This is a genomic window from Peribacillus phoenicis (assembly GCF_047238085.1).
Lineage (GTDB): Bacteria > Bacillota > Bacilli > Bacillales > DSM-1321 > Peribacillus.
In genome coordinates, this window is sequence record NZ_JBDFMF010000001.1 from 4,251,434 (window position 1) to 4,278,109 (window position 26,676).

Here is a 26,676-nt window from a genome sequence, read left to right on the forward strand (position 1 = left end):
ACATTTCCTTTAATTAAGTATGGAAAATATATACGCAAGCTTGGAAAACTACAAAAAGGATAGCTTCAAAGGCGCTATCCTTTTTGTATGGTTCTTTATAGAGGATGACTCCTAATGGTAAACTGTTATCATATTTACTCTTTCATGATTATGGCGTTTATTCCATAACGCACAGCTATTATTAAATACCAACAGAAAATAAGAGACTTCCCCTTTGCGGGTAAGTCTCTTATTTTTATGAAGAGCCAACTATTTTCTCGCCTCTCGGCTTTGTACTATTTGAGTCTGGTTCTCTTGTGATGCCAATTTGATTGAATTTATCTTTAATGGACAGTTTGTATGTCAATGATCCTGTGCCGGCTTCATCAGGCTTGAAAGTTCCTGCATTTGTCCGTTTTCCATCTTTCAGCAACCACACCTGATACACCTCGGACTCTTGAAGGCTAGGCAAATTCTGAATTTGCACGATTAATCGTCTTTCTTCTCCTTGCTGCAAAATGTATGCTGCACCGTCCGTATTCATATTTACAGCCGTCTTATCGGCAGGCTGCAAAGATAGCGACGTTTTAACCTCCATTGGCAGATTGATGGCCGCAAGCTCTTTTTTCAGTTGAATATTGGAATATAACAGCACAAACGCCAAAACTAGCGCTGCCAACAAAAGACCTGAGGTTACTGGTGTAAACTGCTTAAAGAAAAAACGACTCCATTTCTTTTCCTTTCTCACTGGAACTTCATCATCAGTCTCAAAGACAAAATTCATGACCTCTGATTTCAGGGAAGAAGAAGGTTCTTTTTCTTCGAAATCCCATTTCAATGAATTCCAGGCTTCCGTCATTTGTTCATACTCCCCAGTGCATTCAGAGCATTGTGTTAAGTGTTCCGCGAATGCTTTTTTTTCTTTTTCTCCCAGTTCACCCGATAAAAATGAAAGCAGGTTAGCGCACTCTATATTCATTTACAAACCACCTACTTCCAAATACTTTTTCAACAATTTAAGCGACTGGTGAAGTCTGCTCTTGATGGTACCAATCGGTTCATTTTCAATTTTGGCAATTTCGGTTAACGAGTACCCTTTCCAATATAGTAAATCAATCAGTCTTTTTTGCGGCTTGCTTAACTTACTTTTTGCATTGGCAATTTCACTGTGTAATAGCCCATTTTCTATATCATCATTCGGATCTTCTAAGTCAATTGGACGACTCATGTCCATGTGTTTATTATTCCGAATATGAACGCTGTCTTTACGGACATAATCCACACACACATTTCGTGTAACGGTCAAAAGCCAGCTTACAAAGTGCCCCTTTTCGGAATTGTAGCTGCTTTTTGTGGTCCAGAGCTTTAAAAAGACCAATTGCACTATCTCTTTAGTTTTATCAGGATTTCCATTTGTGAACTTAAAAATAAAACCATAGATTAATTTAATATGCCGGTCATAAAGTTCTTCCAGAGCAGGACGATGCTTTTTCATTACTAATGCCATCAATTCCTTATCAAGTTTTTCTTTCAATCGCACCTGCAACTCCTCACCAGTAAATTTGGAATAAAACGTGTAACAGGAACGACCATCACTGATCGTCCCTTTTTCTTATTTTGGAAAAACCGTCTTGTTATTTACAATATACCAAACATTTTTCATACCTTCGCCATTGACATCTCCCGCTGACTTATCATTCACAAAGTAGTAGAGCGGAAAACCTTTGTACGTTACCTGCTCTTCCCCTGTATCTTCCCTTTTAATGGTTCCAAAGTCTTTTTCCTTAAATCCTTCAGGGACTGCAAAATCCCTTTCCATGAACGGCGGCCATTTTTTCAGACATTCATCCGTGCAATTGCTTTTTCCTGATTTATCTTTCTTGAAAAAATAAAGTGCCATTCCCCTGGAATCAGCCAAGTACTCGCCTGTTGTTTCACTTTCCAATAATTTTAGGGTTACTGCTTTTTCATCGGCAGTACCACTAACCACTTCATCATTTTGGGGTGAATCATTAGCTTCATTTCCACATGCTGCCGCCAAAACTAGGACCATAATAAAAACTGAAAATACCATCCACTTTTTCATATACTCTCACTCCTTGTCAATTTACTTCCATCCCCAGTTTTGAAATACTTGATGGGATTCTTCCGTTTTAAGATAATCAATGAATTGTTTTGCCTTTTTCTTGTTATCACTCTTACTCGTTATGCTTATCGGGGTTCCTCTATAGAGCTTGTCTTCCTCAGGGAGCTGAACCAGGTCCGTAACATCCGCCAGACGGTAATGCCAGGATTCATATGTAATCCAGGCGTCTAATTTAGAATTTGCCTTCCATAGATCGATGGCTTCTGCACTGGACTTCACTGAAATGGCAATATTCCTGCTAATTCCAGGAATCAATCCTTTCCTTCCAGCCAAATCTTCCCATAGCCCCAGTTGCCCGGCTCCATTAACATCCACAATCTTTACACCCTTCTTTGTCAAATCCTCCAAGGACTGTATACTCTTTGGGTTTCCTTTTCTAACCAGGATGCCAGCTGACCGTGTATACAACTCTGTACGGCCTTTTTCATCAAGGAGCTCCGGATGATCATGCATAAAATCTGTTAGCATATACTCGGACCCTCCGTAAATGATATCTGCATCCTGTTTGGCTTGATCAATCCATTTTTCTTCGGGTCCCGCTGTTACTTCAACTTTTATCCCCGTTTCTTTGGTGAATTGTTCCGCCACTTCCTTGATAGGTCCAAGAGGGCCACCTGGTCCATAGACTTTTACTACGTCGTCAACAGCTTGCCCCCGTTTCGGAACCATTTCCGGTGAAAATCCTAACAGTACTAGCATCAATGATATCCACACAACAAAAATGACCTTTTTCAAGTCTTTCCTCTCTCCCTTCTAAAAAGCCTTTGTACTATAGATAACGGGACAAACTTCAAAACGGTTTGAAAAAATTGTTAATTATTTTTAACCTTCAGCAAAATACATCTGGTGATATTAAGCTATTCTTCTTTTTTCTCATAAAAAAACCATTCGAAAAGTATCTTTCTTCGAATGGGGCATGACTTTAATTACATACTTTTTCAAGTCTCTATAACCAAGTGACAGAAAAGGTTAGCTTGAATTGCTTCCCTTTTTTCTCTGTTTATTTCTTTTAACAACAGCTATCACCAACAATAACAAAGGAATCAACGTTTGCATCAAAACCCCATAAAAAGGGAAGGCGATGATATCAAAACGACTGACATCCATAGCGCTAGGATACGACCAAAAGCTGAATTCTACAATCAAAATCCCTATCGGCCATACAACAGGACGATAGTCGGAGAGATTCAGCCACTGCGCGGTACCCAAAGCAGCCGCATAATAAAACACAGAAATTTTGACAAACGCTCCTACTATCCATACGGCCATGATGGCGGACTCCAAATGTTCAAAAAAGTCGGCAAAACTGATGTACCGAGATACATTCATCAGGGGATAATTCTTTGTGGATGTTGTTGATCCAAGTACAAAAAGAACGATAAGATTCACCACAACTAACGTCATCATTACGGCAAACACAGTCATCATCCCATATTTCATTCCTTTTTTCATATCCGCTAAAAAAGGGAGTAGAAAAATCATCAAAAAAAACTCGCTGAACCATCCACCTGGTACAATCGAACCCTTGATTGGAGGCATAATTCCATTCCCCAATATCGGGAATATATTCTTAAATTGAAGATCAGGGCCCAGTAAGATGATTAAGAGGAGGATTGGAATGATAAAAACGGGAACAAACAATTGGGCAGCTCTCCCCAACACTTCTATCCCTCCGCGTACGATAATGGCACAGAGAAGCATCATCGATGCCATGATCACGCTAATTGGGGTTTTGACCAGAAAAGAGTCGACAATATATTCTCCGTAACTTCTTAGGATTTGCCCTGTGATCGGGATATAAAAAAACAAGAATAAAAAACCGAGAATTTTCCCTGGAATCCGACCAATGATCTGTTCACTGAATTGGATAACCGTTTGTTTCGGATAAAGTTTGTGAAGTTTATAAGCGATATACACCGTCGCAAACCCGATGAGGGACGCCAAAATGGGGGACAGCCATAAATCAGTTTTGGCATATTTCGCTGTGATGCTTGGAACACCGAGAATGGCCGTTGCCACAATCGTCGGATACATCATGAATGCCATCTGCAGAGATGAAATTTTACCTTTCTCCATCTGCTTCCTCCTTTCTGTAATAGTATGTAAATCTGAAATCACGCAACCGACTGATAGATTTACTTTTAACTATTCAAACGGCTTAATAAAGAGATTAATCCATTCAGTACGTCCTGCCCTCTGCGCGAGTACGAACATAGATAGCACCTAAACGATAGGATATTTAGCATAAAAAATGCCCAGTCAGCTGGTTTCGGTTCCTTTACGATTTCTTTTCCTTACTACAGCAATCACCAACAATAACAGAGGAATAATCGTTTGCATCAAAATACTTTGTAAAGGGAAGACGTTGATATCATTACGACTGACATCCACAGAGCTAGGCAACGACCACAAACTGAAAATGACAATCAAAATCCCTATCGGCCATACAACAGGACGATAGTCGGAGAGATTCAGCCACTGTGCTGTACCTAAAGCAGATGCATAATAAAAAACGGAAATTTTTACAAACGCCCCTACTATCCATACCGCCATGACGGCGGACTCTACATGTTCAAAAAAGTCGGCAAAACTGATGTATCGAGATACATTCATCAAGGGGTAAAGCTTTGTGGATGTTGTTGACCCGAGTACAAAAAGAACCGTAAGATTCACCACAAATAACGTCATCATCACGACAAACACAGTCATCATCCCGGATTTCATCCCTTTTTTCATATCCGCCAAGAAAGGAAGGAGGAAAATGATCAGGAAAAACTCGCTGAACCATCCACCCGGTACAATCGCACCCTTGATTGGAGGCATAATTCCTTCCCCCAATATCGGGAATATATTCTTGAATTCAAGATCGGGAATCAGCAAAAGGATTAAGATACAGATTGGAAAAATGAAAACAGGTACAAACAATTCAGCAGCCCGCCCCAACACTTCTATTCCCCCGCGTACGATGAACGCACACAGAAGCACCATCGATGCCATGACCACACTAATCGGGGTACGTACCAGAAAAGAGCCGACAACAAATTCTGCGTAACCTCTAAGGATTAGCCCTGTGTTCTGGATATAAAAAAACAAGAATAAAAAACCGAGAATCTTCCCCGGAGCCAACCCAATAATCTGTACACTGAATTGGATCACAGTTTGCTTCGGATACAGATTGTGAAGTTTATAAGCGATATACACCGTCAGATACCCTATCAGCGCAGCAAAAATAGGGGACAGCCATAAATCGGTTTTGGCATATTTCGCTGTGATGCTGGGAATCCCGAGAATAGCTGTTGCCACAATCGTCGGATACATCATGAATGCCATCTGTAATGATGAAATTTTCCCTTTCTCCATCTGCTTCCTCCTTTCTGTGACGTAACCTACTGATGGACTCACTTTTCCATAAACTCTCCAAATGGCCTGAAAAGAGTTTCGATCCATTGAGTGGGTCCTGACATCTGTGGGAGATTGAACATGGACAGAGCCAAGCCAGTGAGGAGCAGTGTAAGAAATGCCATTTTATCTTTTTTAGGATTTTGTTTCATTCTCGGCCATTCATACAAAATGATTAGAGCTACAACCACGCTTGTACAAAAAAAAGCCCCCCATCTCATTTGTCCTTCACCTCTTCCTCAGACAATCCTGCCGGTTTGTTTATATAGCCCTGTCTTCGAATATGGGCCGCAACATCGACTTCCACTTCCATTTCTGAGAATATCTCATCCCAGTGGTTATCGACCTTATTAAACTGTTTAGGATATTTCCTATAGAAATCTTTACCTAACCCTAAAATGTCCGCTTTCTTATGCTGAGTATTCAGAAAAGCCATCTCGATGCGTTTTTCTATATCTTTTTGATATGCTCGTTCTGCAGCTTTTAGAGACTTAGGATTTGAAAGGTTTAAATTCGTTCCATTTTGTATAACAGATCCATCTGTATTTACCTTCACCAATAATTTCCATTTTCCGTTGATAATTTGTGGAATGATCTTGACTTTGGCTGACACTGGACTTAAAGATATCTTCCCTTTCACCCCTTTGGGTTTTATGGTCACGGTATATGATTCCACTTCATCCCTTAACCACAATAGCCCTCTTGTTTCTTTTTCCGTCATCATCCCAGTCATTTTATCTTTTTTGAACACGGCTGTCCCGACAATGTAAGGAATTCCCTGTAATTTCGTTTGCCCTTTCCCTGGGGGTAAAATTTTAACGAATGGAAGTGCGGCCGCTTGAGGTATACCCGTTAACATTTCATCTAAATCCTGCAGTGTTACCAGCATCCCGATATGTAAATCAGATAGTTCTCTAAGCACTTCGCCTGAATAGTTTTCCAGGGGTGGCAAAGATTCAAGAATAGGCTTTGCTTTCCCTTTGCTGACATACACATTTGCTTTCTCTCTTGGCTGCGGATGGCGCAGCAGAAAATCCAGCTGCTCTTGAATTCCTTCCTTCGCTAACTGTTCACCGAATACAAATACTTTACAATGTCCCCAAAATACTTTTCGCGGAAGCTTGCTCTGAAGCTTTGACAATGCATCTGAAATATTAGAGCCTTTTTCATATCTTACCAATGTCGTAACCGCACCCCCTCCTTGACTGCTCCCTCCTCCTTGACCGCCGCCTCCACCACTTATTGAACTAGGAATAAAAACTTGGACGGATAGTTCGATGTGATCATTATCGTTCTTATCGATGGCGGCTGCTGTGACAATCGCCAAATCAGTGATTTCCACTCGATCCCAACAACCGCTTAGAAAAGGGGTTGTTCCACAAATACCGAGCAAAAGAAGGACGCTTTTCATGAAATGACGCCTCTTTACTTTCTCCAATATCTTTGTTCGCCTCCAACCATTATTCACTCCGTTTCACTTCCCCTTTTTGGATTTGGTCCCTGCTCCGGAGGTTGACGGTATACATTAGAATCCCCTGTGAGGCGCGGACGTGTAGTCATCTTCCACCAAGGAGCCCTCCACAGCACATCTTTCAGCTCTTGACCTTTTAACGGTGCCAGTGGCGTTAAGTAGGGAACGCCGAAGGAACGCAAGCTGCATAAGTGAATGACTATGGCAATGATCCCCATCATGATACCAAGCAGTCCTAATGTACCGGCAAGCAGCATCATAGGAAAACGCAGCATCCGGAAAGCAATTCCGGCAATATAACGAGGCATCATAAAAGAAGCGATTCCCGTAATCGCAACTACAATGACCATTGGCGCTGAAACCAACCCCGCTTGTACGGAAGCTTGACCAATCACTAGCGCTCCAACAATGCTGACAGCAGAACCTACCTGCTTCGGCAATCGAACCCCTGCCTCTCTTAGTGCTTCAAAGGTAATTTCCATAGCCAATGCCTCTACTATTGCAGGAAAAGGGACCGATTCCCGTGATGCCGCGCTGCTTAGCAGGAGTGCGGTTGGGACCGCCTCATGATGGAACGTCAAAATAGCAACATATAGGGACGGAAGCAAAAGAGATAATCCCATAAAAATATAACGTAACCAACGGATAAAGGTGCCTGCCATAAAACGTTGAGCATAATCCTCTTGTGATTGAATCAAAGAAAAGAAGGATATTGGTGCAATTAAAGTAAAAGGGGTTCCTTCTACAAGAATGACAGCCCGTCCCTCCAGCAAGCAAGAACAGGCTACATCCGGCCGTTCTGTCGTCATGATCTGAGGGAAAGGTGAATACGGATTGTCCTCAATCATTTCCTCGATGTACTCGCTTTCTAAAATACCGTCTATTTTAATTCGTTCCAAACGAGTTGTAATCTCTTCAATCAGTGTTTTATCCGCTAGTCCATCAATATAAGCAATCGAAACATTCGTCCTGGTATAAGTTCCGATCTTCATCGATTGTATTTTAAGGGCAGGACTTTTAATAATACGTCGCAATTGGGACGTATTTACCTCTAGAGATTCAATAAATCCCTCTCGTGACCCCCTAACTCCCCCCTCTGCCATAGGTTCTTCAATCGCCCGCTTTTCCCATTTGGACAATCCTAAAGAAAATCCATCGCTTTCCCCTTCATATAGAAGGATCGGGTTTCCAGTGGAAATCGATTCAATGCAGTCCGCCAACATAGTCACTTTTACCACTTTAGGAACGGGCATTTTATGTTCAATAAACTCATTTAATGGCTGTGGCTCTTTTGATGACTCTTGCATGAGTGGAGATAGAACATACTGCTCTATCGCCTCGATGTCTGAGAGTCCCGCAATGTAAATAAGCATGGCTCTCGTCTTTCCGAAAAGTAAGAACGAACGGAACATGACATCCGAGCAATTATCATAAACTGTACGAAGTGTTTCTACATTTCGGCTGAAATTCACATCAAGTGAATCTGCAGGCTTAGAATCTTGGTAATTATTTTGTACACTGGATTTTTTTTCTTTCGTTTTCCTTAACAATCTACCCACATTACGAATCAAGCTGGTTACCCCCATTTTTTTGCAGGTCGCTCTAACTCCATTTTTCTATGTTTCTTCATTAAGGGTATTTTATACAGAAAATCCTGTGCCCGGCATGAACTTAATTTTCATTAGCATGTTTGAAAAGCTATGTTATAAGTTGATTTTGAATAAACCGTAAACTCTTGTGATATCCTGTTTGTAATTAATAACTAAGGGGTATATCAAAAATCGAGGCTATATATTAAAATACTGTCTCTCGCTAAATAGTGTTTTTTGAACAGCTACGCAAGACCATAAAATGGGGGTTATTTTTTAAGGATGGATATTCGCTTTAAAATACCTCTTTTTTTTCTTTTTAAATAAGTTTCATGGGCAATCAGACTAAAACATTAGAAGATAAGGGAGATTCTATGTCATTCTTAATCACATTGCTCGGATTATTGGTGTCCACAATAATCGCTACAATATTAAATGCCATATGGCCTCGTATTCCACTACCGATATATCAGATATCCATGGGTGCAGTGCTTTCATTATTGCCATTTCAATTATCGTTGGATTTTCATTCAGAATTATTCATGATCTGTGTTATTGCTCCATTACTCTTTACAGAAGGAAAAAATACGTCCCGTAAAGAAATGCTTGAATTGCGTAAGCCTATTCTGTTATTGGCATTTGGGTTAGTATTTGTGACTGTTTTTGCAGGAGGTTTCTTCATCCACTGGTTAATACCTGATATGCCGATGGCTGTTGCCTTTGCTTTAGCAGCTACAATTACCCCTACGGATGCTGTAGCGGTACAATCGATTACAAAAGGATTGAAATTGCCCGGAAATATGATGCCCATCCTTGAAGGTGAATCACTTTTCAATGATGCTGCTGGAATCGTGGCTTTTAAAGTTGCCCTGGCAGCTGCCTTAACTGGAGCATTTTCAATAAAGGATGCTTCGCTTAATTTTATATTTGTAGCTATAGGCGGTATCTTCATAGGTATCCTATTGGGCTACTTAATCGTCAAATTACGATTATTTTTACGGGTTCATGGACTTGAAGAAATCTCCATGTCTATTGTTATTGAGCTAATTACGCCTTTTGTCATATATATGGTAGCTGAAGAATTCCATGTTTCCGGAATCTTGGCAGTGGTTGCCGCAGGTGTAATTCATGGCATCGAGCGGGATCGCCTTCAGAATTCCACAACTAAATTGCAAATTGTATCATCTAATACATGGTCTGTATTAGGTTATGTTTTGAATGGACTTGTATTTGCTTTATTAGGATTTATGTTGCCGAGTGTTTATCAGGAAATTGAGTCCAACATAAATAGGGGTAATCTTTTTGGAATAAGTGTTTTGATTGTTCTTTTATTATTGATGATCCGTTTTATTTGGGTATACTTTCTGCATGATACTTTTACGAAAAACAGAGTGAATCCATTAGAGCAATTCATTATGTCCAGGGTTCACCCAGAAGATAGCGAGGACACTGATGATGAGAATGTTTCAAGACCACGATTTGCATTTTTGACATCCGTTTGCGGCATTCATGGAACCATTACATTAGCTACAGCTTTATCCATACCATATTTTATGCCAGATGACACTTTATTCCCAATGCGTAATACAGTCTTGTTCATCGCAGCTTGCGTTATATTGTTAAGCGTCACATTGGCTACGGTTCTCTTGCCATTACTGGTAAAGACACCGATTGAATTCAAAGATGAACGCCTAACCTCTGAGGAGGCTTATGAAATTGTTTTAAATAAAACGATCGATCAGCTAAGCAAAGAAGCAACCATGGATAATCAGAAAGCTGTCAATCAAGTAATGGAAGATTTGAATGAACAACTGATTGATTTGGAACGGGGAATCACGAACAGACCCGATAATCGGACAATACGCGATTTAGTGGAGCAAGGGGCCAATAAGGAATTGGAAGTCGTTTCTGGACTAGTCGAAAAAGGAACTATATCTGAAACAGCCTTAGAACTTTATAAAGTGTTTCTTTCAAGAACCTTAAATTATATGCAAAAATCTTCGCTGAAAAGGGCTTGGATCAATTTGCAGGCGATTCTTTTCAAGAAAAAGATCAATGTCAAATGGGATAAGAAATGGGAAGCGAAATTAGAGGACTCAATCGTTAAAAACGCGGACCTGATCCGGGAGTTCCGCAAAGCCCAAAAAGAAGCTTCTAAGGAAGCCATTTCATTGATCAAACAACAAACTACACCTGAAAACCGTCATGAAGTGATGCTTGTCATTCAAAGATATAATCGTTATTTGAATCCATTCGGAACATTAAGTGAAAAAGAAGCAAACCGCTTTGAAGAGATGGTGAGTCATTTTCAGTTGATTGCAATGCAAATCGAACGTGATATCATTCAGCAAATGGTTGAAGATGAGCAAATATCCATGCAAACAGCAACTGAGCTTAGACAAAACTTAATCTATGATGAAATGATAATGATACAAAATTAAGAAATGAATTAGAGACACCGTTACGACAGGGAGCGGTGTCTCTTTATTTATATCCACATCCGCTCTCAATTCCTTCTTTTATCAAGTCCATCATTCAATATTTTCACTTGGAAGCGAAAGTAGAGATAGAATACGGTCCAGATGATCATATAGAATGGTATGAAAATCCCAATTCCTATAGCTAATCCTTTTAAGCTGAATGGAATCCAACCAACAAAGAAAGATAATAGAAAGTAAAGAATGCTGACAGTAAGGAAGTGCAGAATGGTTTGAAATAACAAACTCCATTTTTCATTTTCAAAGAAGAGTGTTGCCGTGCTGAAGAACCACCCACATAATATGCAGCCTATCGCGTTTTTCACAAATATTCCACTGTCTAATGAACCCCCAAAAGCGATCACTCCAAAACATGTCAGCACCATCACGAGTGCCCCAAAACAAATTCCAACAAAGCTACGGAATAATAGTGTTTTCATCATAATCCCTTCCTTTTCCATTGAAATGCTTTCTTGATTCCTTGAACATAGTGCCGAGAAACATATTCTTTTTCCCCTGATCGAAAATACACACATAAGGTCCCGTTGAAAGATGCCTCGAATCTGCTTAACTCATCTAAGTTGGCAATCACTGACTTGGACAATCGCACGAATTGATTACGAGGAAGGTCCCTTTCCAGTTCATATAACCGTTCTTTCATTTCGAAAGTACCCTGTTTCGTCCGCACCATTATGGAATCTTGCTCTGTGAACAAACAGATAATTTCTTCTGCCCGGAAGATATGCTGCATTTCTTCTTTTTTGCCGACAAAATACGGTCTTTTCCTCTCCTTCAAACGCTCCATCAGTTCCTGGACTTCCTCATTCCATTCGTGATTTCGGATAAGCACCTCTATCGCCTTGATCTCCTCATCTATCTCTACGTTTATTTTCATCTCTGCGACCTCCCTTTGCTTATAATGTAAGTATATTAATATCTAGATATTTCGCTTGTGATTTCCAGCTACACGCAACTTACTAGCGATAACATGCTATAAATGGATACTCAGATACACTAAATAACCGTCCAAAAAATTGGACGGCCCTTTAATACAAAAAATCTAACCCTGCTTTTGAATCCGTTTTTATAAATCAGCTTACTATTGACCTGTTCCAATGGTCCGGATCACTCTTTGCTTGTAAAAGTACTTGGCATCACCACAGCGATTACCTCTCCACGGGCGCAAAGTTTATCGATGGCAAATACCTCTGTTTCGATTCTCCATTTCTTTGGATGAACCTCATGAATCGTCCCAACGGCTGTTAATGGCACATCATTTGGGGTTGGCTTTACGAACTCCACTTTCAGTGATGCAGTCACAAACCTGGGAGGCTCCACTCCATCTCCAATTTCATGTCCATTTTTACGATGCAAGGCAATAGCAGCAGAGCCTGTTCCATGACAATCAATTAAAGAAGCAATCAAGCCGCCATAAACAAATCCGGGAATTGCGATATGCTCTGGACGTGGTGTATAAATTGTCCTTGTTTGCTCACCTTGCCAACCGGTTCGAAAGTGATGACCCTCTTCGTTTAAACGACCGCATCCATAACACCATGCAAATGCATCCGGATAATCATCTTGAATCGCTTTTACCACAATCTCCTCCATCATCTCTCCTCCTTTTTCAGAATATTATAACATCACTAAACGGAATTCCCAGATAGTTTATTGAGCTTTCAGCTTTATACATACTGCTGAAATCGATAACATACATAAAAAGTTTACAAGAATCCTTGCTCCTTATTTCGATAAATGACAAAGGCCCCTGTAAGCAAAGCAGCATTCAGGGGCTTCCATTTGAAAATATATATAGTTAAAGAAGTGTATCCCCCATTGCATGGTCTTTTATTTTGTTGCACGCTTACCTTCTTAAAAGTTAAGCCTTTTTCTTAAATCCCAATACTTGAATGTCATTTTACCCATTTTCGACTTCGAAAGTGAATCATATTTACGTCCAAGTGCCAGGTTTTGTTTTTCAAGCTTAGTAATTTGTTTAAGTTGAACTGTGTTCAGTTTTTTTAATTGCTTTACTTCTTTAGCTAATTCTTTATTTTTCCCTTTCATATCATATTTTTCTTTATCAGCATTTACCCGTTCCTTCATTGAAATTTCCACATCTTTTGGCTTTAATTTAGGATTTCCATAGGTTTCAAATCCTATAGTTTTTAAATATGGCATGTTATTTTGAAAATTTAGTTCAAAGTTTCCATAACTTTTATGGATGTGGAGAAATGTATAACATCCGGCTTTTTCTGCTGAAATGATTTGACCATATCCAGACAGTTTAAACAGTTTTTCGACTCGCCTTATTTCTTCAGGTATGTTTTTGACGATGTAGGTGAAAACTTCGTCAACATTTAACTCTGCAGGCAATTTTTTCACTTTATTTGATGGTGCATGCTTATTCAGTTCATCAATGTCATCTACATCAATATAAAACATATTTGTGCTTTGCTCTACAAAATCTGTAATACGCTTGCTCCATAATAGTACTTGCAGTTTTTTTATTGCTTCCGAAAATAAAAACTGCCTGCTGACCTGATACATTCGTTTTGCCGCAAACTCATATATATCCTTATTGCATAGTGCTAATTTGACAGTGTCACGAAAATCCTTCTCTGTAACGGCATATAACGGGTAATCTTCGCCAAAAAGCTTTATATGCATTTTGGTTGGATTCATTATTACAGCCTTCCTTAAAATCCCATACTCCAATAGCTTTGTAGACAGTTCCAGACTGCTGTCCATTTCCTCACTTCTCCAGGTTATCCCAATATCACTGTTCACGATTAATTGTTGGGCATTCTCCCTTGTCAATGCCCCGTACCATGTAAGACCATCTGTATTTTTAAGAAGGTATGCCGCTTCTTCCTTAAACTGAGAATCATCTTTAACCCATTTGAATTTATCCCCCGCTACATCAAGTGATAGATTCGGAATCTCGCGTTTTAATTCTTTAAAAGCAGTAATAATGGGAATGGTCTTCCAATCCGGGTCGAATTTCCCTGTATATACAAGTTTGTTTTTTAACCGTGTCTGCCCTTCCGCTGATTCAACATTGGGTATCATCGGGGTAAGCAGGGAAACTTTGTTTTTTTCTTTATTCAAATTAAGAATTTCAATGACAAATTCGCACATCTCTTCTGTTTGACATAAGAAATACGCACACTGTTCATATATATTTTTGATGCTCTCAAATTTTTCTTCATTAACATCCTGGCCTATATGAGTCAACCCTGTAGCATAAACCAATGTATTCTTTATGATATGCTTATGCTTTGCTATTTTTTCAACAGTCTCAATGCTTCTAACAAATAGCCAATCATATTCCTTTTGATTCCAATAATGAGAAATGAGCATTTCAGCTATATCAAAATCAATGACACCTTTTTTTACCCATTCATCATCGGTGGCACCGAAAAAAGGATCAACAAAAGGATTAAGAATGGTTATATTATCAAATTTCTCAAGAGGCTGAATTAATATATCACGTTTGACTGGGCTAGCTAGAAGTAAGTCAACTTCGATGTTGGAATCTAGCGCAATGGTCGATGCTAAGGAAGATAAAAATACTGCAGATCCATCCATTGAATTCATGTCAATAAAGCCAAATAGAAGTACCTTCATTTTTCTGTTTTCAACTAGTTCATGTGAATTCAAAGTTTTCACTCCAATGACTGAAATCTGATATGAATCTTTTATTTTTTTATTTGTTCTTTAATAGATGATTTAAGCGCAAGATATTTTAACGTGAATTTCCCTGCATATGTAACGTTGAATTTGTGTTCTAATAACTTAAGTCTTTGTATTTCTTTGTTAAGCTTAATATTTTCTTTTTGGGCCATCTTACTTTTTTCTAATTCTTCTCGCAGCATATTGTTTTCTTTTGTCATGTTCTCAATGGTTTTTTGTTTTTCAGTGCCATTGCCCTCTATGAGCTCCAATGTCATGGACATCATGTCTTTCATTTGTAATTCGAGTTCCTCGTACATAGTTTTCCAATATTCGTTTCGTTCGTCCATATTGAAAAAACTCCCTTCCATTAACCTTGGATAATCTCCAATTCTCTTTTAATAACAACATCTACCGCGCATTTTTCTCGAATCGACTGAGAAGCTTGTTTTGACACTCTTAAAAATACGTCCGGGTTGTAATATAAGCGCTCTATTGCATCGGCAATTTCGATAGGAGACTCAGGTTTTGTTAGAAGGCCAGAAACGTCATGTTTAACGAATTCCGGGATTGCCGTAATATCTGTTGAAACCGGCACTAGCCCACTCGACATTGCCTCACACATTGAAACCCCTTGAGAATCCAAACGGGTCGGGCAAAGGAAAATTCCATACTCCTTATGTAATGCAGCGATTTGGTCCTGAGATAGGAAACCTTTATGAATCGTTACATTCTCAAAATCGCTGATTGGCTCAACGGTTTGATCGAATAATTTTCCATCACCATAAAATGCAAATTCCAACTTATCGAAGTATGGTCTCTTCGATAGTTCAAGAACTGCTTTCACCGATAAATCATTGGCGTATTTTCGCGAAGCGTATGGCCTGATTGAAAGGACTCTTGTCCGCATTTCAACTGGCTTTTCAATAAAGGTAAAGAGATTGTCATCTATTACATTAGGAATGATTACTGAATTTTTCGATTCTGCTCTAGCATCACATTCCGCTATATGTTCTTTGAACCATTTGGAAATATGAACAAAGGTTGTATCCAACTCATCCGTTTGATAAAACCAATTCATGAAAGAAAGCTGTGCTACATAATAGTCGTCCGACATTTCAAGTATCTTCCGCAAGCTTTCAGGGCTTTCAAGAAAATTAAACCACCTTCTATGCCATGCCTCCGTTTCAAATCCATGTATCCAGGTAATAATTGGTAAATCTGTGTTCGTTTCTTTTATCGCTTGTACCATTTTTGGATTAACAAAATGAATGAGCGCTTTTTTATGTACTTTATGATTTAAGAAAATGCGCAGATGCTGTTCAGTTCCACGATAAACAGGCACATCTTCATACGTATACTTTTCTGCTTTTTTATAGGCAGGATGCAAAACAAAGACATCAACCTTCAAACCCTCATCCAGATAAGCCTTGACTCTTCGGTGGATAAACCCATTCCGATATAACTGATCTTCATGTGGATAAGCATTCGTAATGATTACATATCTATCTTTTTCACTAAATGTAAGCTCATATAGATTTATAGATTCCTCCATTTTTGTTCACTCCTACTATTCCGTCATCTTCAATCGGCCTGCTACTTATCTGTAAATGAAGGATTTTTAAGAGACTCTTTTCCAATCGCCTTTAAAACCGTCAACCGATTATAACAAACATGTATTACTGAATATTGACATCAATATGAGAATTCTGTAAATAAAAGTAAAGTTTTCATGAACTTTTATCGGCTTTTGTAAAGTTTCATTAATGACATGACTGGGAGCATCAGTAATAGCATGAAGGTTGATGGCAAATAAACAGCAACATAAAGAAGGAGGGCGTTCCATTTAGCGGAAACGCCCTCTAGCATATAAACCAGTGTATTTTAAGTCTATTAATATAACTTGGAAGTAAAGGGTATAATTTCCACCATAAAACGTTTTAATCAGTTATAAAAAGTCCACTATTATCCTCCATAACTTGTCTACACCATTACAATAAAAATTCATACTATATAAAAAAGGGAATTGTCAAAAAAAGGAGGTGCGATCTTACATGATACCCATAGATGATTGTAAATTATTAATTTCATGCTGCAATAATAAAGGTGGTCTTTATTTAGTCCAATTTAAACAGCAACAATATGAAATAAATAAAGTTTTAAATGTTAGATGCACAGGCATTACAAAATACGGCAGCTCTTTTGTCGTAATTTCAAGTTCTCATGGAATCTTCATTTTGGATGAAAACTTGAAGGTTATAAAGAATAAAGCTTTATCTATAGAATTAGATTTACATGGTGTAGCAATAGATGATGATAAAGCTTATATTATTGAAACCAAAACTAACTCAATTGGTATTTATAATTTGAAAAACAATTTGGAAAGAATCGATGAAATTAGATTTTCACCTGAAAATGACGATGTTTGCCACGTCAACGATTTGTATATAGCAAATGATAAGCTATATGTATCGATGTTTTCATATCCTCCAAGGAAAAATTTCCTCTCTTTTGCAGGTTATTTCCCTAATAAAACAATCCACCAAGGTGTGATTCTTGAATATTCTTTACAGGAAAGAAAAGTGGTTAAGATTTGTCATGATAAATTACTTCAACCTCACAGCGTACTTCATTATGATAATAACCTGTATTATTGTGTTTCAGGTGAATTCCTAGTAAAAAGTAATGAGGAAGTTATTTTTAAATGCCTTGGTTATACTCGCGGTTTAGCAGTTAGAAATCAAACGATGTTCATTGGCCAAAGTGAGAGTAGGCACATACCGGTTTTACTAAAAAAAAATACGAACATATTACTGGATTGCGGGATTTATGTTCATGACATCTCTACGAAACTTTCATCTTTTATCCATATACCTTCTGAAGAAATTTATGGAATATTAATTATTTAAAAACAGTGAAATCATATTTTTCAGTTGTTGAAATTTTTTTATCCTTAATCGAAATCATTCGTTTAGTTACCAGATCATAAGGATCTCTTTCTTTATTCACTTGAACAGTCAGTGAACTTTTTTCTACCTTCAAGAATTATTCAAGCATGTTTTTGTAAGAATAGAATAGAATCGAAAAAAGACCAATTTGCTGAAGAGAGTGATATAGATGGAACCAATTACCTTTAAAGCATTTGCAATCACTAATGAAATCGATTTGAACAAAATCGCCATTCATTGCGGCATTCCAAAAAAATTCACCTGGGAAGAGCCTTTAATCCTTAAAGGCGATATTCTAAGTTCCATCCTTAATAAAAATGTGGAAGAATCGCAGCAGGTGCTGGTTTTTTCCTTTGGCAGCATTGTCTTCATCAATTACTCACACGCGAATGAGATTAAGGAGTTTTCATCCTTTATCCATTCTTTCGAGCCGGTTATTGATCTCGACAATTTAGATAGATATACAGACGATTACAGCCTTCACTTCAGTGAAACGGAAAACATCAATTTGACAGACGAATATGTAGTTGTGCCTAAATATGAATTTTTTTACCCTGAATTAATTTCCACCATTCTCGCAAAATCGGTGGCACTTGAAAAAACTGAGGAACAACTCGGAAAAATCCACGACAAGCTCGAAGCCATGATAGACCGACTGGAAAAAGGCAAGCTGAGAATCGGTAATAAGGAACTAGCGAGGACGACTGCAAAAATCGTACGTCACGAGTATAATACCCTAGCGTACATCATGATTCTGGACAAACCTGATATTACATGGACAAGCAGCATTGCCGGCGAATTTTATGACAGCATGCTTGATTTTTTTGAATTGAATGATCGGTATAAAATCCTGAAAAGTAAAACCGAAATTTTATATAACATTATGGATGGGTTTTCTAACATCAGCCATTCGATCAGGGGACTATTCGTTGAATGGATCATTGTAATCCTCATTGTCTTTGAGATCATTCTGACGTTATTAGAAATTGCAGGATGGATTCCATGAATTCTGAATCATATCGTATGGAATACCTTCTAAATAAATAAGCACCGTTTAAGTGCTTCAGACTGTAGACAAATTCGAAAAACGGGTTTGCCTACAGTTTTTTTCTTTGAAAAACGTTCCCATTGATTTCAGAAATCCGCCCCCTTTCCGTGGACTGTCCAATTCCTAAGTTTTCTGATGATCGTCTCATGGGTGCCTGTTTTTCTTTCATCTTACTCTCCCGAAGTATTTCATTTGTTTAATACAGGGCAAAGTGGAAAATAAATTCCTCCCCTTCTTCCCCATTGAATCTGTACCCTTTATCAATGAATCCAGCTTTTTTATATAAATTTATCGCTGGAAAATTCGAATGATGCACTGTTAGAATAATCTCATCTTTATCTGGATGACTTAGTTTGATCATATCAGGCAACACTTTTAAAGTCTTAAAAGCTAGCCCCTTTTTTTGATGGCGCAAATCCAAGGAGAATGATTTTAGAAGAATTGCATTCTCATTACTTGTATATTGATTTCCCGCTTTATCCGTATATAAGGCAAAACAACCAATCAAATCCTCATCTAAATAAATAACCATGGGGAGGTTATATTTATCCTTCCTGAAGTCTTCAATAACTTTCAAAGGTAAAGAAGTATAGATTGCTTGTTCTATAGGTAAACAATAATTGCTCAGCGCCTCGTAGTCATTTTCCATGAAAGGTCTGATAGTTAATCCAGTCACCATACTTGCACCCCATTTTTACATTTATACAAATCCATATTAACAGATACTAAAGTTTTACAATCCACTGCAAAATAAAATAAAGGAATGGATTTGTTTACCATTCCTTCAGATTGAAGACAAACTCAATGAAAATCAAGTTTGCCTGCATTTTTCATTTGAATAGTTCAGTTGATTTCAGAGATTCACTCCCTTTCCGCCGACTGTCTGCCAAGCCTCCTCGGCACAAGCGCCTGTGGGGTCTCGGCTAGCCAGTTATTCGGCAGGAGTGTCGCAAATCTCTTCAATCCAATGAGGATCATAGTAAAAAAACATAAGGATAATTTAGTCTTGTTTTACAAATCATGATTCGGGATGAGACCATTCCGAATCCACTTTTGTCACAAACTGAAGGAGTTTCCACTCCTTTTTTCTTCTGTTTTTGAACTCATGATGTTAAATCATTCAGACGCTGATAATTCACTTTCCGTTACCCATTTATGATTCTTCACTTTTTCTCCTCCCGCAGTTGGTGTGAAATCGACCATATAAACAGTCGTTTTTTCAGCAGATTCAACCTCAGCGACAGCCCCGTTCATTCCTTCCATATGAGAAGCATTTACTGTGACCTCCGCTCCGGGTTCATATGTTTTCTCACCTGCATCTTTGATTTCTTCGTGAATGATCCATTTATGATTTTCAACTTTTTCTCCGCCAGTTGCAGGCGTATACGAAATTGCATAAGCAGTGGTATCAAAGGCACCCACTATTGTTGCTTCCGCCCCCTTCATGCTTTCCATATGACCTGATTCGATAATCGCTTGACTTCCAACTTCATAGGTTGGATTTTCAGCAGCTTTTAATCCTTCTGGGACATCATCCGTGCTAGAATGGTTCATGTCCATTTCACTATGTTCCTTTTCTTTTTTTTCTTCTTTGTTTTTATCATCGCTGTTGGAACATGCGCCAAGGACTAAAAACAGGGCTGATAATAATGATAAGATGATAGGCAATTTTGTTCTTTTTTTCATATTGAATAAAACCTCCCTTAAGATTACATCCATCTTACCAATTAAATATGCAGAAAATATGGAGTACACTCGTGACAAAAGATGTGAAGCTTCATACTTTTTTTTAGGAATAGTCCTGCCTCAATTTAAGCGTTCATTAGCCACCACAATCGCTACTTTTATTGCTATTCGACTTTTCTTGAAGAAACTTTTTGAATTGCTCTTTTGTAACATCCGATTTCATTGCCAATGTTACTAGTTCCAGCCATTCGTCAGGAAAGTTTTCATTAAAATCGTTCATATCATCATCTCTTTCTTTTTATCTTTAGTTGATTTATCTGTATGGGGTAAGGTTCAATATTGAGTCTATTTTTCCACGTGAAACTATATTTGGAATATCATTATAAATTATCTCAAGCGTCTATAGCTGGATTTTAGTGTAAATTTAATAAGTCTTTACATTTACATATAAGTCTCAATGTTTTGTTATCTAATTCCATTTTTCTATATACCTTTAATAATAAAAGTGAACAGCATGCTATCGGGAGCGGTTTAACAGAAGTAAAAAGAGATGGTTTATTGATAGAGGTTATTTGAGGTATTCAATCCTAACGGATATTGCTTGGAAACGAAGCAAGAAGGACTTTGCTAAAAGTCCTTCTTATGTTTAGTCTCCCAAAGCTGATTGTTCGATTTTTTGCATGATATGTGAAAGGTTCATGGAGGCATGTTTTTTATAATCCCTGCCTATGGATTTGAATAACCCTTTCGCTATTCCTATTAACATGATTTTGGTATGACCATCCGAAATAATGGACTTATTAGGGAAACTTGATTCAGCTTGTGCACCGCCAATCTTATTAGCTGTTTCCTTAATGAAATCAATGATTTTAATTTCCTGTATTTTTCCTTCGATATCGGTTTTATAGATAATTTGATTTCTCCAAAGCTTTAGCTCAATCCTCTGTTTAGTATAATCGAAGATGTCTTCCGTAATAACATTGCTCATTTGAATGGAGTCTTTAATAGGAAACAATCTTGGGTTAGGATTGATTTTCTTTATTAAGGATTGATCAATCGTGACCTTTTCCCGCTTTATGCGCGTATTTTTCGTTTCACATAAAATCAGCCTTAACTGTCCGGCAATTATATTATTAAACTCTTCTAACCCAAAGAGCTCAACGAGCATTACGCTATATTCCAAAATGGTGATCGCTTCATCGAATTTTCGTTTAGCAGCAGCATTCGATCTAGTAAAAACCAATTGATTCTTTTTCTCCATATCCTTCTCACCCCACTGAATTCAAATCTATTTAATGAATAGTAAAAACATCCAGTTGATTTCATCCGGAGCCTTTTTTGGCCGTTCTCGATTTTTTTCATCCTTAACAGCACTTTATCCGGCCGTTCTCAAACTTATTCGACCTTCAACGCACTTTATCCGGCCATTCTCGAACTTATTCGACCTTCAACGCACTTTATCCGGCCGTTCTCGGACTTATTCGACCTTCAACGCACTTTATTCGACCGTTCTCGGACTTATTCGACCTTCAACGCACTTTATTCGACCGTTCTCAATTGTTTCTTCCTTCACCTCAGTATACCTGCGCGGTCTCGACAATCATTTTATTCATAAAAAGACTGTCGAGAATGGACAGTCTTTCGGTATGGACGCCTTTGATATTCAGTCCTTTTCCACTATCTATCGAAGTGCTGTTTCATTAACTCTTTAAATCGTGTTCCATCTATTTCTTCTTTCGTCACTTCCCCATCTTCCCACCGGGTAAAGGATGTATCAGTTAAAGTGATGTTCCCGCTGTTTGTCAAACGGGTGATTAATGGATGCTTATTGAATGGCGATTGGGGATGTTCCCTGATGATCGTTTGGACCTCATTAAGTTCCGCTACATTTCCTACGGGTTTTGAAGAATCGAAAGCATACCCAATTCTCCAATTCTGATCTTTATGTTTCAGTTTTAATTCAAGGACATGATCTCCATGGTTGGTACTTTCTTTTTTTATTCGGAATTCACCATTTTGGGAAACGACGGTTTCACCGTTCAATGGAACTGGTTTTAATGGTAGATTCCCGCCAAAACCCGTATCGACCAGATAGGATTGGCCCTCATGGTTCAATAGAATGGTAACATGGGTCCTTCCTATGGTCATCCACCCCTGATTATAAATGACACCTCGAACCAAGAATACATCAAAGTCATTTTCCTTCAGGAAAAAATAAAGAGCTGCATTCAATTCATAGCATAATCCACCCTCATTCCTCACGAGGACTTTGTTCATGATATTGGCTTTATTGATATCACTTAGATGGGATGCCATGATTGATAAGTTTTCAAACGGAATGGTTTTAGCAGTTTTATCCAGAATTTCATCTAATTTCCCGAATGTCAGTTTCATATCTTCCTGGAGCCCTATTCTTTTCCTGAATAATGCATTCAGTTCATTCATTACGATTCCCCCATTTTAACAGATACCAATGAAGAGCATCTTGACTTTGAATATATTCATTATACTTTGCCCATAATTCATTCTTCAACGATATGCCATTAACAAAACCCACATTCCACTTTTTCCTTATCAAGCACCATTAAAAGATGCCGCCCAATAATGTCGCAATTCTGGGTAACCTTTTCCATACATGCTTCGAAGCTGTTTTCTTTAATCACTCATTTACCTGTAAGATGATTTTACCCAAATTCTTATTTGCTTCCATATGTTCATGCGCCCTTTGTACCTCTTCAAAAGGGAAGACATGATCCACGATTGCCTTGATTTCATGTTGGAGGAACAACGGCATGGCCTTTGTAACGAATTCTTCCGTTAACTCTTTTTTATATTCATCACTTCGAGGAGTTAATAGAGTGCCTTTTAATTGAACTCTTTTTAAGAGAAGTTCCATCAAGTTCACCTTCTCGACTACAGTTCCTCCTAGAATCCCTATCAGTACCCATCGTCCATCAGTTTTTATGCTTTTAAGGTTTTTCTCCCAGTAAGAAGCACCGATGAAATCCAGGATAACATCCACTCCTTGATTATTTGTAGCTTTCATTACTTCCTCATCAAAAGATTGTTCTTTATAATTGATACAGATATCCGCCCCTAATGAGTGACAGAAATCCAATTTTCCCTTTGAGCCGGCTGTAGTGATGATCTTCGCTTTTGTCAGTTTTTTTGCCAGTTGGATAGCTGCTGTGCCTACACCGCTTCCGCCAGCATGAATCAATACCGTATCTTGATCCGTCAATTCACCTAACCAAAACAAGGTTTGATACGCCGTCAAGAATACTTCGGGAATCGCAGCCGCTTCTTCAAATGACAAGTTATCCGGGATCTTCATTGCTCTATCTGCCGGCATCAAGGCATATTGAGCATAACCGCCGCCGTTTACAAGGCCCATCACCCTTGTCCCTAATTGTATATTTGCACCGTCCCCTGTTTCCACCACTTCCCCAGAAACTTCAATCCCCAATATTGGGTTTGCCATATAACCGGATTTCCCTTCTCGTGAAACAATATCCGTTCTATTTATAGCAGAGGCTTTCACCTTAATTAATATTTCCCCTTTTCCGGGCATGGGCTTGGAAAAATCTTTAAACAGTAATTGATCTGCTCCACCCGGTTCTTTAACTACCACTGCTTTCATTTGTCCCACTCCTTACTATTAAATTAGTGACCACACTTTTAAAATGGTTTGTCTTGAAGATGGAAACTATGCTACTCCAAAAAATATCCACAAGCAAATAATTAGGTTTTGTAGTTGATAGAATAAAAAAAGCCGATGTCCCTTTAGGGGCCATCGAGCATTTTTTGAAAAGTTTCTATTATCTTTTATTAAGCGATTGACTTCTATCCAGGTCATGATGCAATTGTGCTGCCGGAACCTTAGGGTTAGGAATCTGCCCTTTTGCAACTGGTTCAGCTACATAAACAAAATCTCCTGTACCATCTGGGGCGCTCCCTGTTGCCCACAGTCCGTCTGCTGATTCATTACCTTCTGACAAGTTCCAGAATTCGTACGCTTCCGGTTGAGATTCCATTTCCGCTTCCGGTGGGAATGACGCGGGAACGACAACGCCATTTTTTTCTTCAAGTTCTGCAATGGCCGCCATCCATTGATATTGGTGGTAACGATCACGGGCTAACATTTTACGGAAGGTGGCACGTACCCCCTCATCTTTGGTCATATGATATAAACGGGCCACTTGAAGGCGTCCTTGGCTTTCAGCATGAAGATTCGATCGCATGTCCGCTAATAGATTTCCGCTGGCTACAATATAAGATCCGTTCCAAGGCACCCCATTCGAGTTGGTTGGCAGTCCCCCAAGACCACTTACGAGCAAATGCTGGGGATTGATTCCACCCATGATGGCTGCTGTAGCAGGATCTTTTGCGGCTTCTGCTTGATCTTCCGGAGAAGCGCCATCAAGCAATTGACTAATGAGCGAACAAAGCATCTCTACATGTCCAATTTCCTCTGTACCAATATCCATCAGCATATCTTTGTATTTTTCTTCTCCACGGCAGTTAAAGCCCTGAAAAAGATATTGCATCATGACAGTCATTTCTCCAAACTGTCCACCTAACACTTCCTGAATTTGACGGGCAAGCATCGGATCTGGTCGATCTACCTTAACTTCAAATTGCAATTCTTTTTGATGGCGAAACATATTAACTCCTCCTTTTTTTTATGATGTACGGTTTTTTATTACCCGCCTGTCCATGCTTGAAACCTGAATCCAGTTATAATGAACAATAATTAGAAAAAATTTACATACCATTAATAATCATTACTGAACTAAAAAGCCAAGGATTATCTTTGGGCTATGAATCCCTCAATAAATAAGATTTATAAAAGGTCCATTTACTTGTCTATAACTTTACAATACAGGGTAAAGTAGAAATAACCATATATAGGAAGGTTAAAAAGGAGGATGGAAAATGGATTTCAAGCCCCGAAATCAAAAAAATCAATCTATTTCACAATTACGTTATACTTATTCCGCTCGTAATCTATGGTCCGGTTTTCTATTCGGGATCGGATTGGTGGCATTCATCGATGAGGCCATCTTTCATCAACTATTGCATTGGCACCATTTCTATGACAAGTCCACATCCAATATTGGCCTTGTTTCGGATGGTTTATTTCATGCCCTAAGCTGGTTCGCAACGGTAGGGTCGTTATTCATGTTCGCTGACCTTCGCCGTCGAAAGGGATTATGGCTGAAAAGGTGGATAGGGGGAGTTTTGCTCGGGGCTGGTTCTTTTCAGTTATATGACGGAATCATCCAGCACAAGCTCATGCGTCTCCATCAAATCCGTTACAATGTCGATATTCTCCCATACGACTTGATTTGGAACATTGCAGCCACAATCATGATCTTGATCGGCATTATCCTCGTCATTCAAACAAGGCGCAGCTTACTTAAAATGAAAGAAGATACCAGTAATGCACAGTAATGGACATATTCATGATAATGGGGCTGGTTTTGAACCGATTTTATTGATTCTTTTGGCGGTTGTTATAGTGATTTATACCGCAGCTGCCGTAATTTCGAATCGCCGCTATAAAAAATGGCCCTTATACCGTACGCTCTTTTGGATTCTTGGCACCATCTGTGCAGCCTCTGCAATTATAGGTCCCATAGCCAATCTCGCACATATGGACTTCACGGCGCATATGGTTGGCCATTTACTGCTTGGAATGATTGCACCCATCCTGCTCGTGTTTGCTGCACCTATTACTCTTGCACTGCGAACACTTGATGTACAATCAGCAAGACGCCTTTCAAAGGTGTTGAAAAGTTGGCCGCTGCACATTATAAGCAATCCAATCACTGCCTCTGCGCTTAATATTGGGGGGCTTTGGATACTTTATACGACTGAGTTATATGGGTTGATGCATCATAATGCCCTTCTACATGCATTAGTGCATTTTCACGTGTTCATTGCGGGTTATCTATTCACTGCGTCTATGATTTATATGGACCCGACGCCCCACAGGTTCAGCTTCATGTTTCGTGCTGTCGTATTTACAATTTCACTGGCCGGCCATGATATCCTTTCTAAGTATATTTTTGCCCATCCTCCAAGCGGAGTCACAAAGGAACAAGCCGAAAATGGAGGAATGTTAATGTACTATGCGGGTGATGCCATTGACGTTGCACTTATTTGCATCCTTTGCTATCAATGGTTCAAAGCCACCCGGCCCAAGGGGTCACTTGCCTTGTAGGAAGGACGGTTACATATTACTTAGTTAAACTC

Annotated in this window: 26 protein-coding genes; 5 read left to right on the top strand and 21 right to left on the bottom strand. The window is 38.8% G+C overall.

Going from position 1 to position 26,676, the window contains the following annotated elements; genetic code table 11:
• Positions 1-235 precede the first annotated feature (235 nt).
• The 8 genes from ABC374_RS20850 to ABC374_RS20885 all read right to left on the bottom strand — a co-directional run bounded on the left by ABC374_RS20850 (position 236) and on the right by ABC374_RS20885 (position 8,581).
• On the bottom strand, positions 236-958 hold the full coding sequence (locus tag ABC374_RS20850) for an anti-sigma factor domain-containing protein (protein ID WP_413019626.1): 723 nt from the start codon (positions 956-958) through the stop codon (positions 236-238).
• A complete protein-coding gene (locus ABC374_RS20855; RefSeq protein WP_350300187.1) occupies positions 959-1,513 on the bottom strand; it encodes an RNA polymerase sigma factor in 555 nt (184 codons plus the stop codon). It lies immediately after the preceding gene.
• Positions 1,514-1,591: 78 nt separating this feature from the next.
• A complete protein-coding gene (locus ABC374_RS20860) occupies positions 1,592-2,065 on the bottom strand; it encodes a COG4315 family predicted lipoprotein (protein WP_413019627.1) in 474 nt (157 codons plus the stop codon).
• A 21-nt stretch (positions 2,066-2,086) separates the two neighbouring features.
• The gene (locus tag ABC374_RS20865) at positions 2,087-2,824 is read right to left on the bottom strand and encodes an extracellular solute-binding protein (protein WP_413020417.1); all 738 of its coding nucleotides are present in this window, start codon (positions 2,822-2,824) and stop codon (positions 2,087-2,089) included.
• A 270-nt stretch (positions 2,825-3,094) separates the two neighbouring features.
• Positions 3,095-4,201 carry a GerAB/ArcD/ProY family transporter gene (locus ABC374_RS20870; protein ID WP_413019628.1) on the bottom strand — a complete coding sequence of 369 codons (1,107 nt, stop codon included), beginning with the start codon at positions 4,199-4,201 and terminating at the stop codon, positions 3,095-3,097.
• Positions 4,202-4,384: 183 nt separating this feature from the next.
• Complete coding sequence (locus ABC374_RS20875; protein WP_413019629.1) at positions 4,385-5,485, bottom strand: GerAB/ArcD/ProY family transporter; 1,101 nt, start codon at positions 5,483-5,485, stop codon at positions 4,385-4,387.
• A gap of 256 nt (positions 5,486-5,741) precedes the next feature.
• The gene (locus ABC374_RS20880) at positions 5,742-6,962 is read right to left on the bottom strand and encodes a Ger(x)C family spore germination protein (protein WP_413019630.1); all 1,221 of its coding nucleotides are present in this window, start codon (positions 6,960-6,962) and stop codon (positions 5,742-5,744) included.
• A gap of 26 nt (positions 6,963-6,988) precedes the next feature.
• Positions 6,989-8,581, bottom strand: a complete 1,593-nt coding sequence (locus tag ABC374_RS20885; RefSeq protein WP_413019631.1) for a spore germination protein — start codon at positions 8,579-8,581, stop codon at positions 6,989-6,991.
• A gap of 377 nt (positions 8,582-8,958) precedes the next feature.
• Between ABC374_RS20885 and ABC374_RS20890 the strand changes: the two genes are divergently transcribed.
• Complete coding sequence (locus tag ABC374_RS20890) at positions 8,959-11,025, top strand: Na+/H+ antiporter (protein WP_413019632.1); 2,067 nt, start codon at positions 8,959-8,961, stop codon at positions 11,023-11,025.
• A 65-nt stretch (positions 11,026-11,090) separates the two neighbouring features.
• On the opposite strand, the gene ABC374_RS20895 is transcribed toward ABC374_RS20890, so the two are convergent.
• The 6 genes from ABC374_RS20895 to ABC374_RS20920 all read right to left on the bottom strand — a co-directional run bounded on the left by ABC374_RS20895 (position 11,091) and on the right by ABC374_RS20920 (position 16,291).
• Positions 11,091-11,504: a DUF3021 domain-containing protein gene (locus ABC374_RS20895; protein WP_350300195.1), complete on the bottom strand. Its 414-nt coding sequence runs from the start codon at positions 11,502-11,504 to the stop codon at positions 11,091-11,093.
• Positions 11,501-11,956, bottom strand: a complete 456-nt coding sequence (locus ABC374_RS20900; RefSeq protein WP_350300196.1) for a LytTR family DNA-binding domain-containing protein — start codon at positions 11,954-11,956, stop codon at positions 11,501-11,503. The genes ABC374_RS20895 and ABC374_RS20900 overlap by 4 nt, the downstream gene beginning before the upstream one ends.
• Before the next feature lie 230 nt (positions 11,957-12,186).
• Positions 12,187-12,672: a PaaI family thioesterase gene (locus ABC374_RS20905; protein ID WP_413020418.1), complete on the bottom strand. Its 486-nt coding sequence runs from the start codon at positions 12,670-12,672 to the stop codon at positions 12,187-12,189.
• A 261-nt stretch (positions 12,673-12,933) separates the two neighbouring features.
• Positions 12,934-14,724, bottom strand: coding sequence for a glycosyltransferase family protein (locus tag ABC374_RS20910; protein ID WP_413019633.1), 1,791 nt, complete (start codon positions 14,722-14,724; stop codon positions 12,934-12,936).
• 38 nt (positions 14,725-14,762) lie between these two features.
• The gene (locus ABC374_RS20915) at positions 14,763-15,086 is read right to left on the bottom strand and encodes a hypothetical protein (protein WP_350300199.1); all 324 of its coding nucleotides are present in this window, start codon (positions 15,084-15,086) and stop codon (positions 14,763-14,765) included.
• Positions 15,087-15,106: 20 nt separating this feature from the next.
• Positions 15,107-16,291, bottom strand: coding sequence for a glycosyltransferase family 4 protein (locus tag ABC374_RS20920; RefSeq protein ID WP_413019634.1), 1,185 nt, complete (start codon positions 16,289-16,291; stop codon positions 15,107-15,109).
• A gap of 499 nt (positions 16,292-16,790) precedes the next feature.
• On the opposite strand from ABC374_RS20920, the gene ABC374_RS20925 reads away from it, so the two are divergent.
• Positions 16,791-17,645 carry a DUF4915 domain-containing protein gene (locus ABC374_RS20925; RefSeq protein ID WP_413019635.1) on the top strand — a complete coding sequence of 285 codons (855 nt, stop codon included), beginning with the start codon at positions 16,791-16,793 and terminating at the stop codon, positions 17,643-17,645.
• 208 nt (positions 17,646-17,853) lie between these two features.
• Entirely contained in the window at positions 17,854-18,690 is an 837-nt protein-coding gene (locus ABC374_RS20930; protein ID WP_413019636.1) for an RMD1 family protein, read from the top strand.
• 238 nt (positions 18,691-18,928) lie between these two features.
• Here ABC374_RS20930 and ABC374_RS20935 read toward each other — a convergent pair whose 3' ends face one another.
• The 7 genes from ABC374_RS20935 to ABC374_RS20965 all read right to left on the bottom strand — a co-directional run bounded on the left by ABC374_RS20935 (position 18,929) and on the right by ABC374_RS20965 (position 25,082).
• Complete coding sequence (locus tag ABC374_RS20935; protein ID WP_413019637.1) at positions 18,929-19,411, bottom strand: GNAT family N-acetyltransferase; 483 nt, start codon at positions 19,409-19,411, stop codon at positions 18,929-18,931.
• Positions 19,412-19,848: 437 nt separating this feature from the next.
• Complete coding sequence (locus ABC374_RS20940; RefSeq protein ID WP_413019638.1) at positions 19,849-20,418, bottom strand: YdhK family protein; 570 nt, start codon at positions 20,416-20,418, stop codon at positions 19,849-19,851.
• 136 nt (positions 20,419-20,554) lie between these two features.
• The gene (locus ABC374_RS20945; RefSeq protein WP_413019639.1) at positions 20,555-20,698 is read right to left on the bottom strand and encodes an anti-repressor SinI family protein; all 144 of its coding nucleotides are present in this window, start codon (positions 20,696-20,698) and stop codon (positions 20,555-20,557) included.
• Positions 20,699-21,064: 366 nt separating this feature from the next.
• The gene (locus tag ABC374_RS20950) at positions 21,065-21,679 is read right to left on the bottom strand and encodes a hypothetical protein (RefSeq protein ID WP_413019640.1); all 615 of its coding nucleotides are present in this window, start codon (positions 21,677-21,679) and stop codon (positions 21,065-21,067) included.
• A 416-nt stretch (positions 21,680-22,095) separates the two neighbouring features.
• On the bottom strand, positions 22,096-22,863 hold the full coding sequence (locus ABC374_RS20955; protein WP_413019641.1) for an arylamine N-acetyltransferase family protein: 768 nt from the start codon (positions 22,861-22,863) through the stop codon (positions 22,096-22,098).
• Between the two features lie 214 nt (positions 22,864-23,077).
• Complete coding sequence (locus tag ABC374_RS20960; protein ID WP_413019642.1) at positions 23,078-24,058, bottom strand: NAD(P)H-quinone oxidoreductase; 981 nt, start codon at positions 24,056-24,058, stop codon at positions 23,078-23,080.
• A 178-nt stretch (positions 24,059-24,236) separates the two neighbouring features.
• Positions 24,237-25,082, bottom strand: coding sequence for a manganese catalase (locus ABC374_RS20965; protein ID WP_034305265.1), 846 nt, complete (start codon positions 25,080-25,082; stop codon positions 24,237-24,239).
• A 271-nt stretch (positions 25,083-25,353) separates the two neighbouring features.
• Here ABC374_RS20965 and ABC374_RS20970 point away from each other — a divergent pair, with 271 nt between their 5' ends.
• A complete protein-coding gene (locus tag ABC374_RS20970) occupies positions 25,354-25,872 on the top strand; it encodes a DUF2243 domain-containing protein (RefSeq protein WP_350300209.1) in 519 nt (172 codons plus the stop codon).
• Positions 25,862-26,644, top strand: a complete 783-nt coding sequence (locus ABC374_RS20975) for a cytochrome c oxidase assembly protein (RefSeq protein ID WP_413019643.1) — start codon at positions 25,862-25,864, stop codon at positions 26,642-26,644. Before ABC374_RS20970 ends, ABC374_RS20975 begins: the two co-directional genes overlap by 11 nt.
• Positions 26,645-26,676 lie beyond the last annotated feature (32 nt).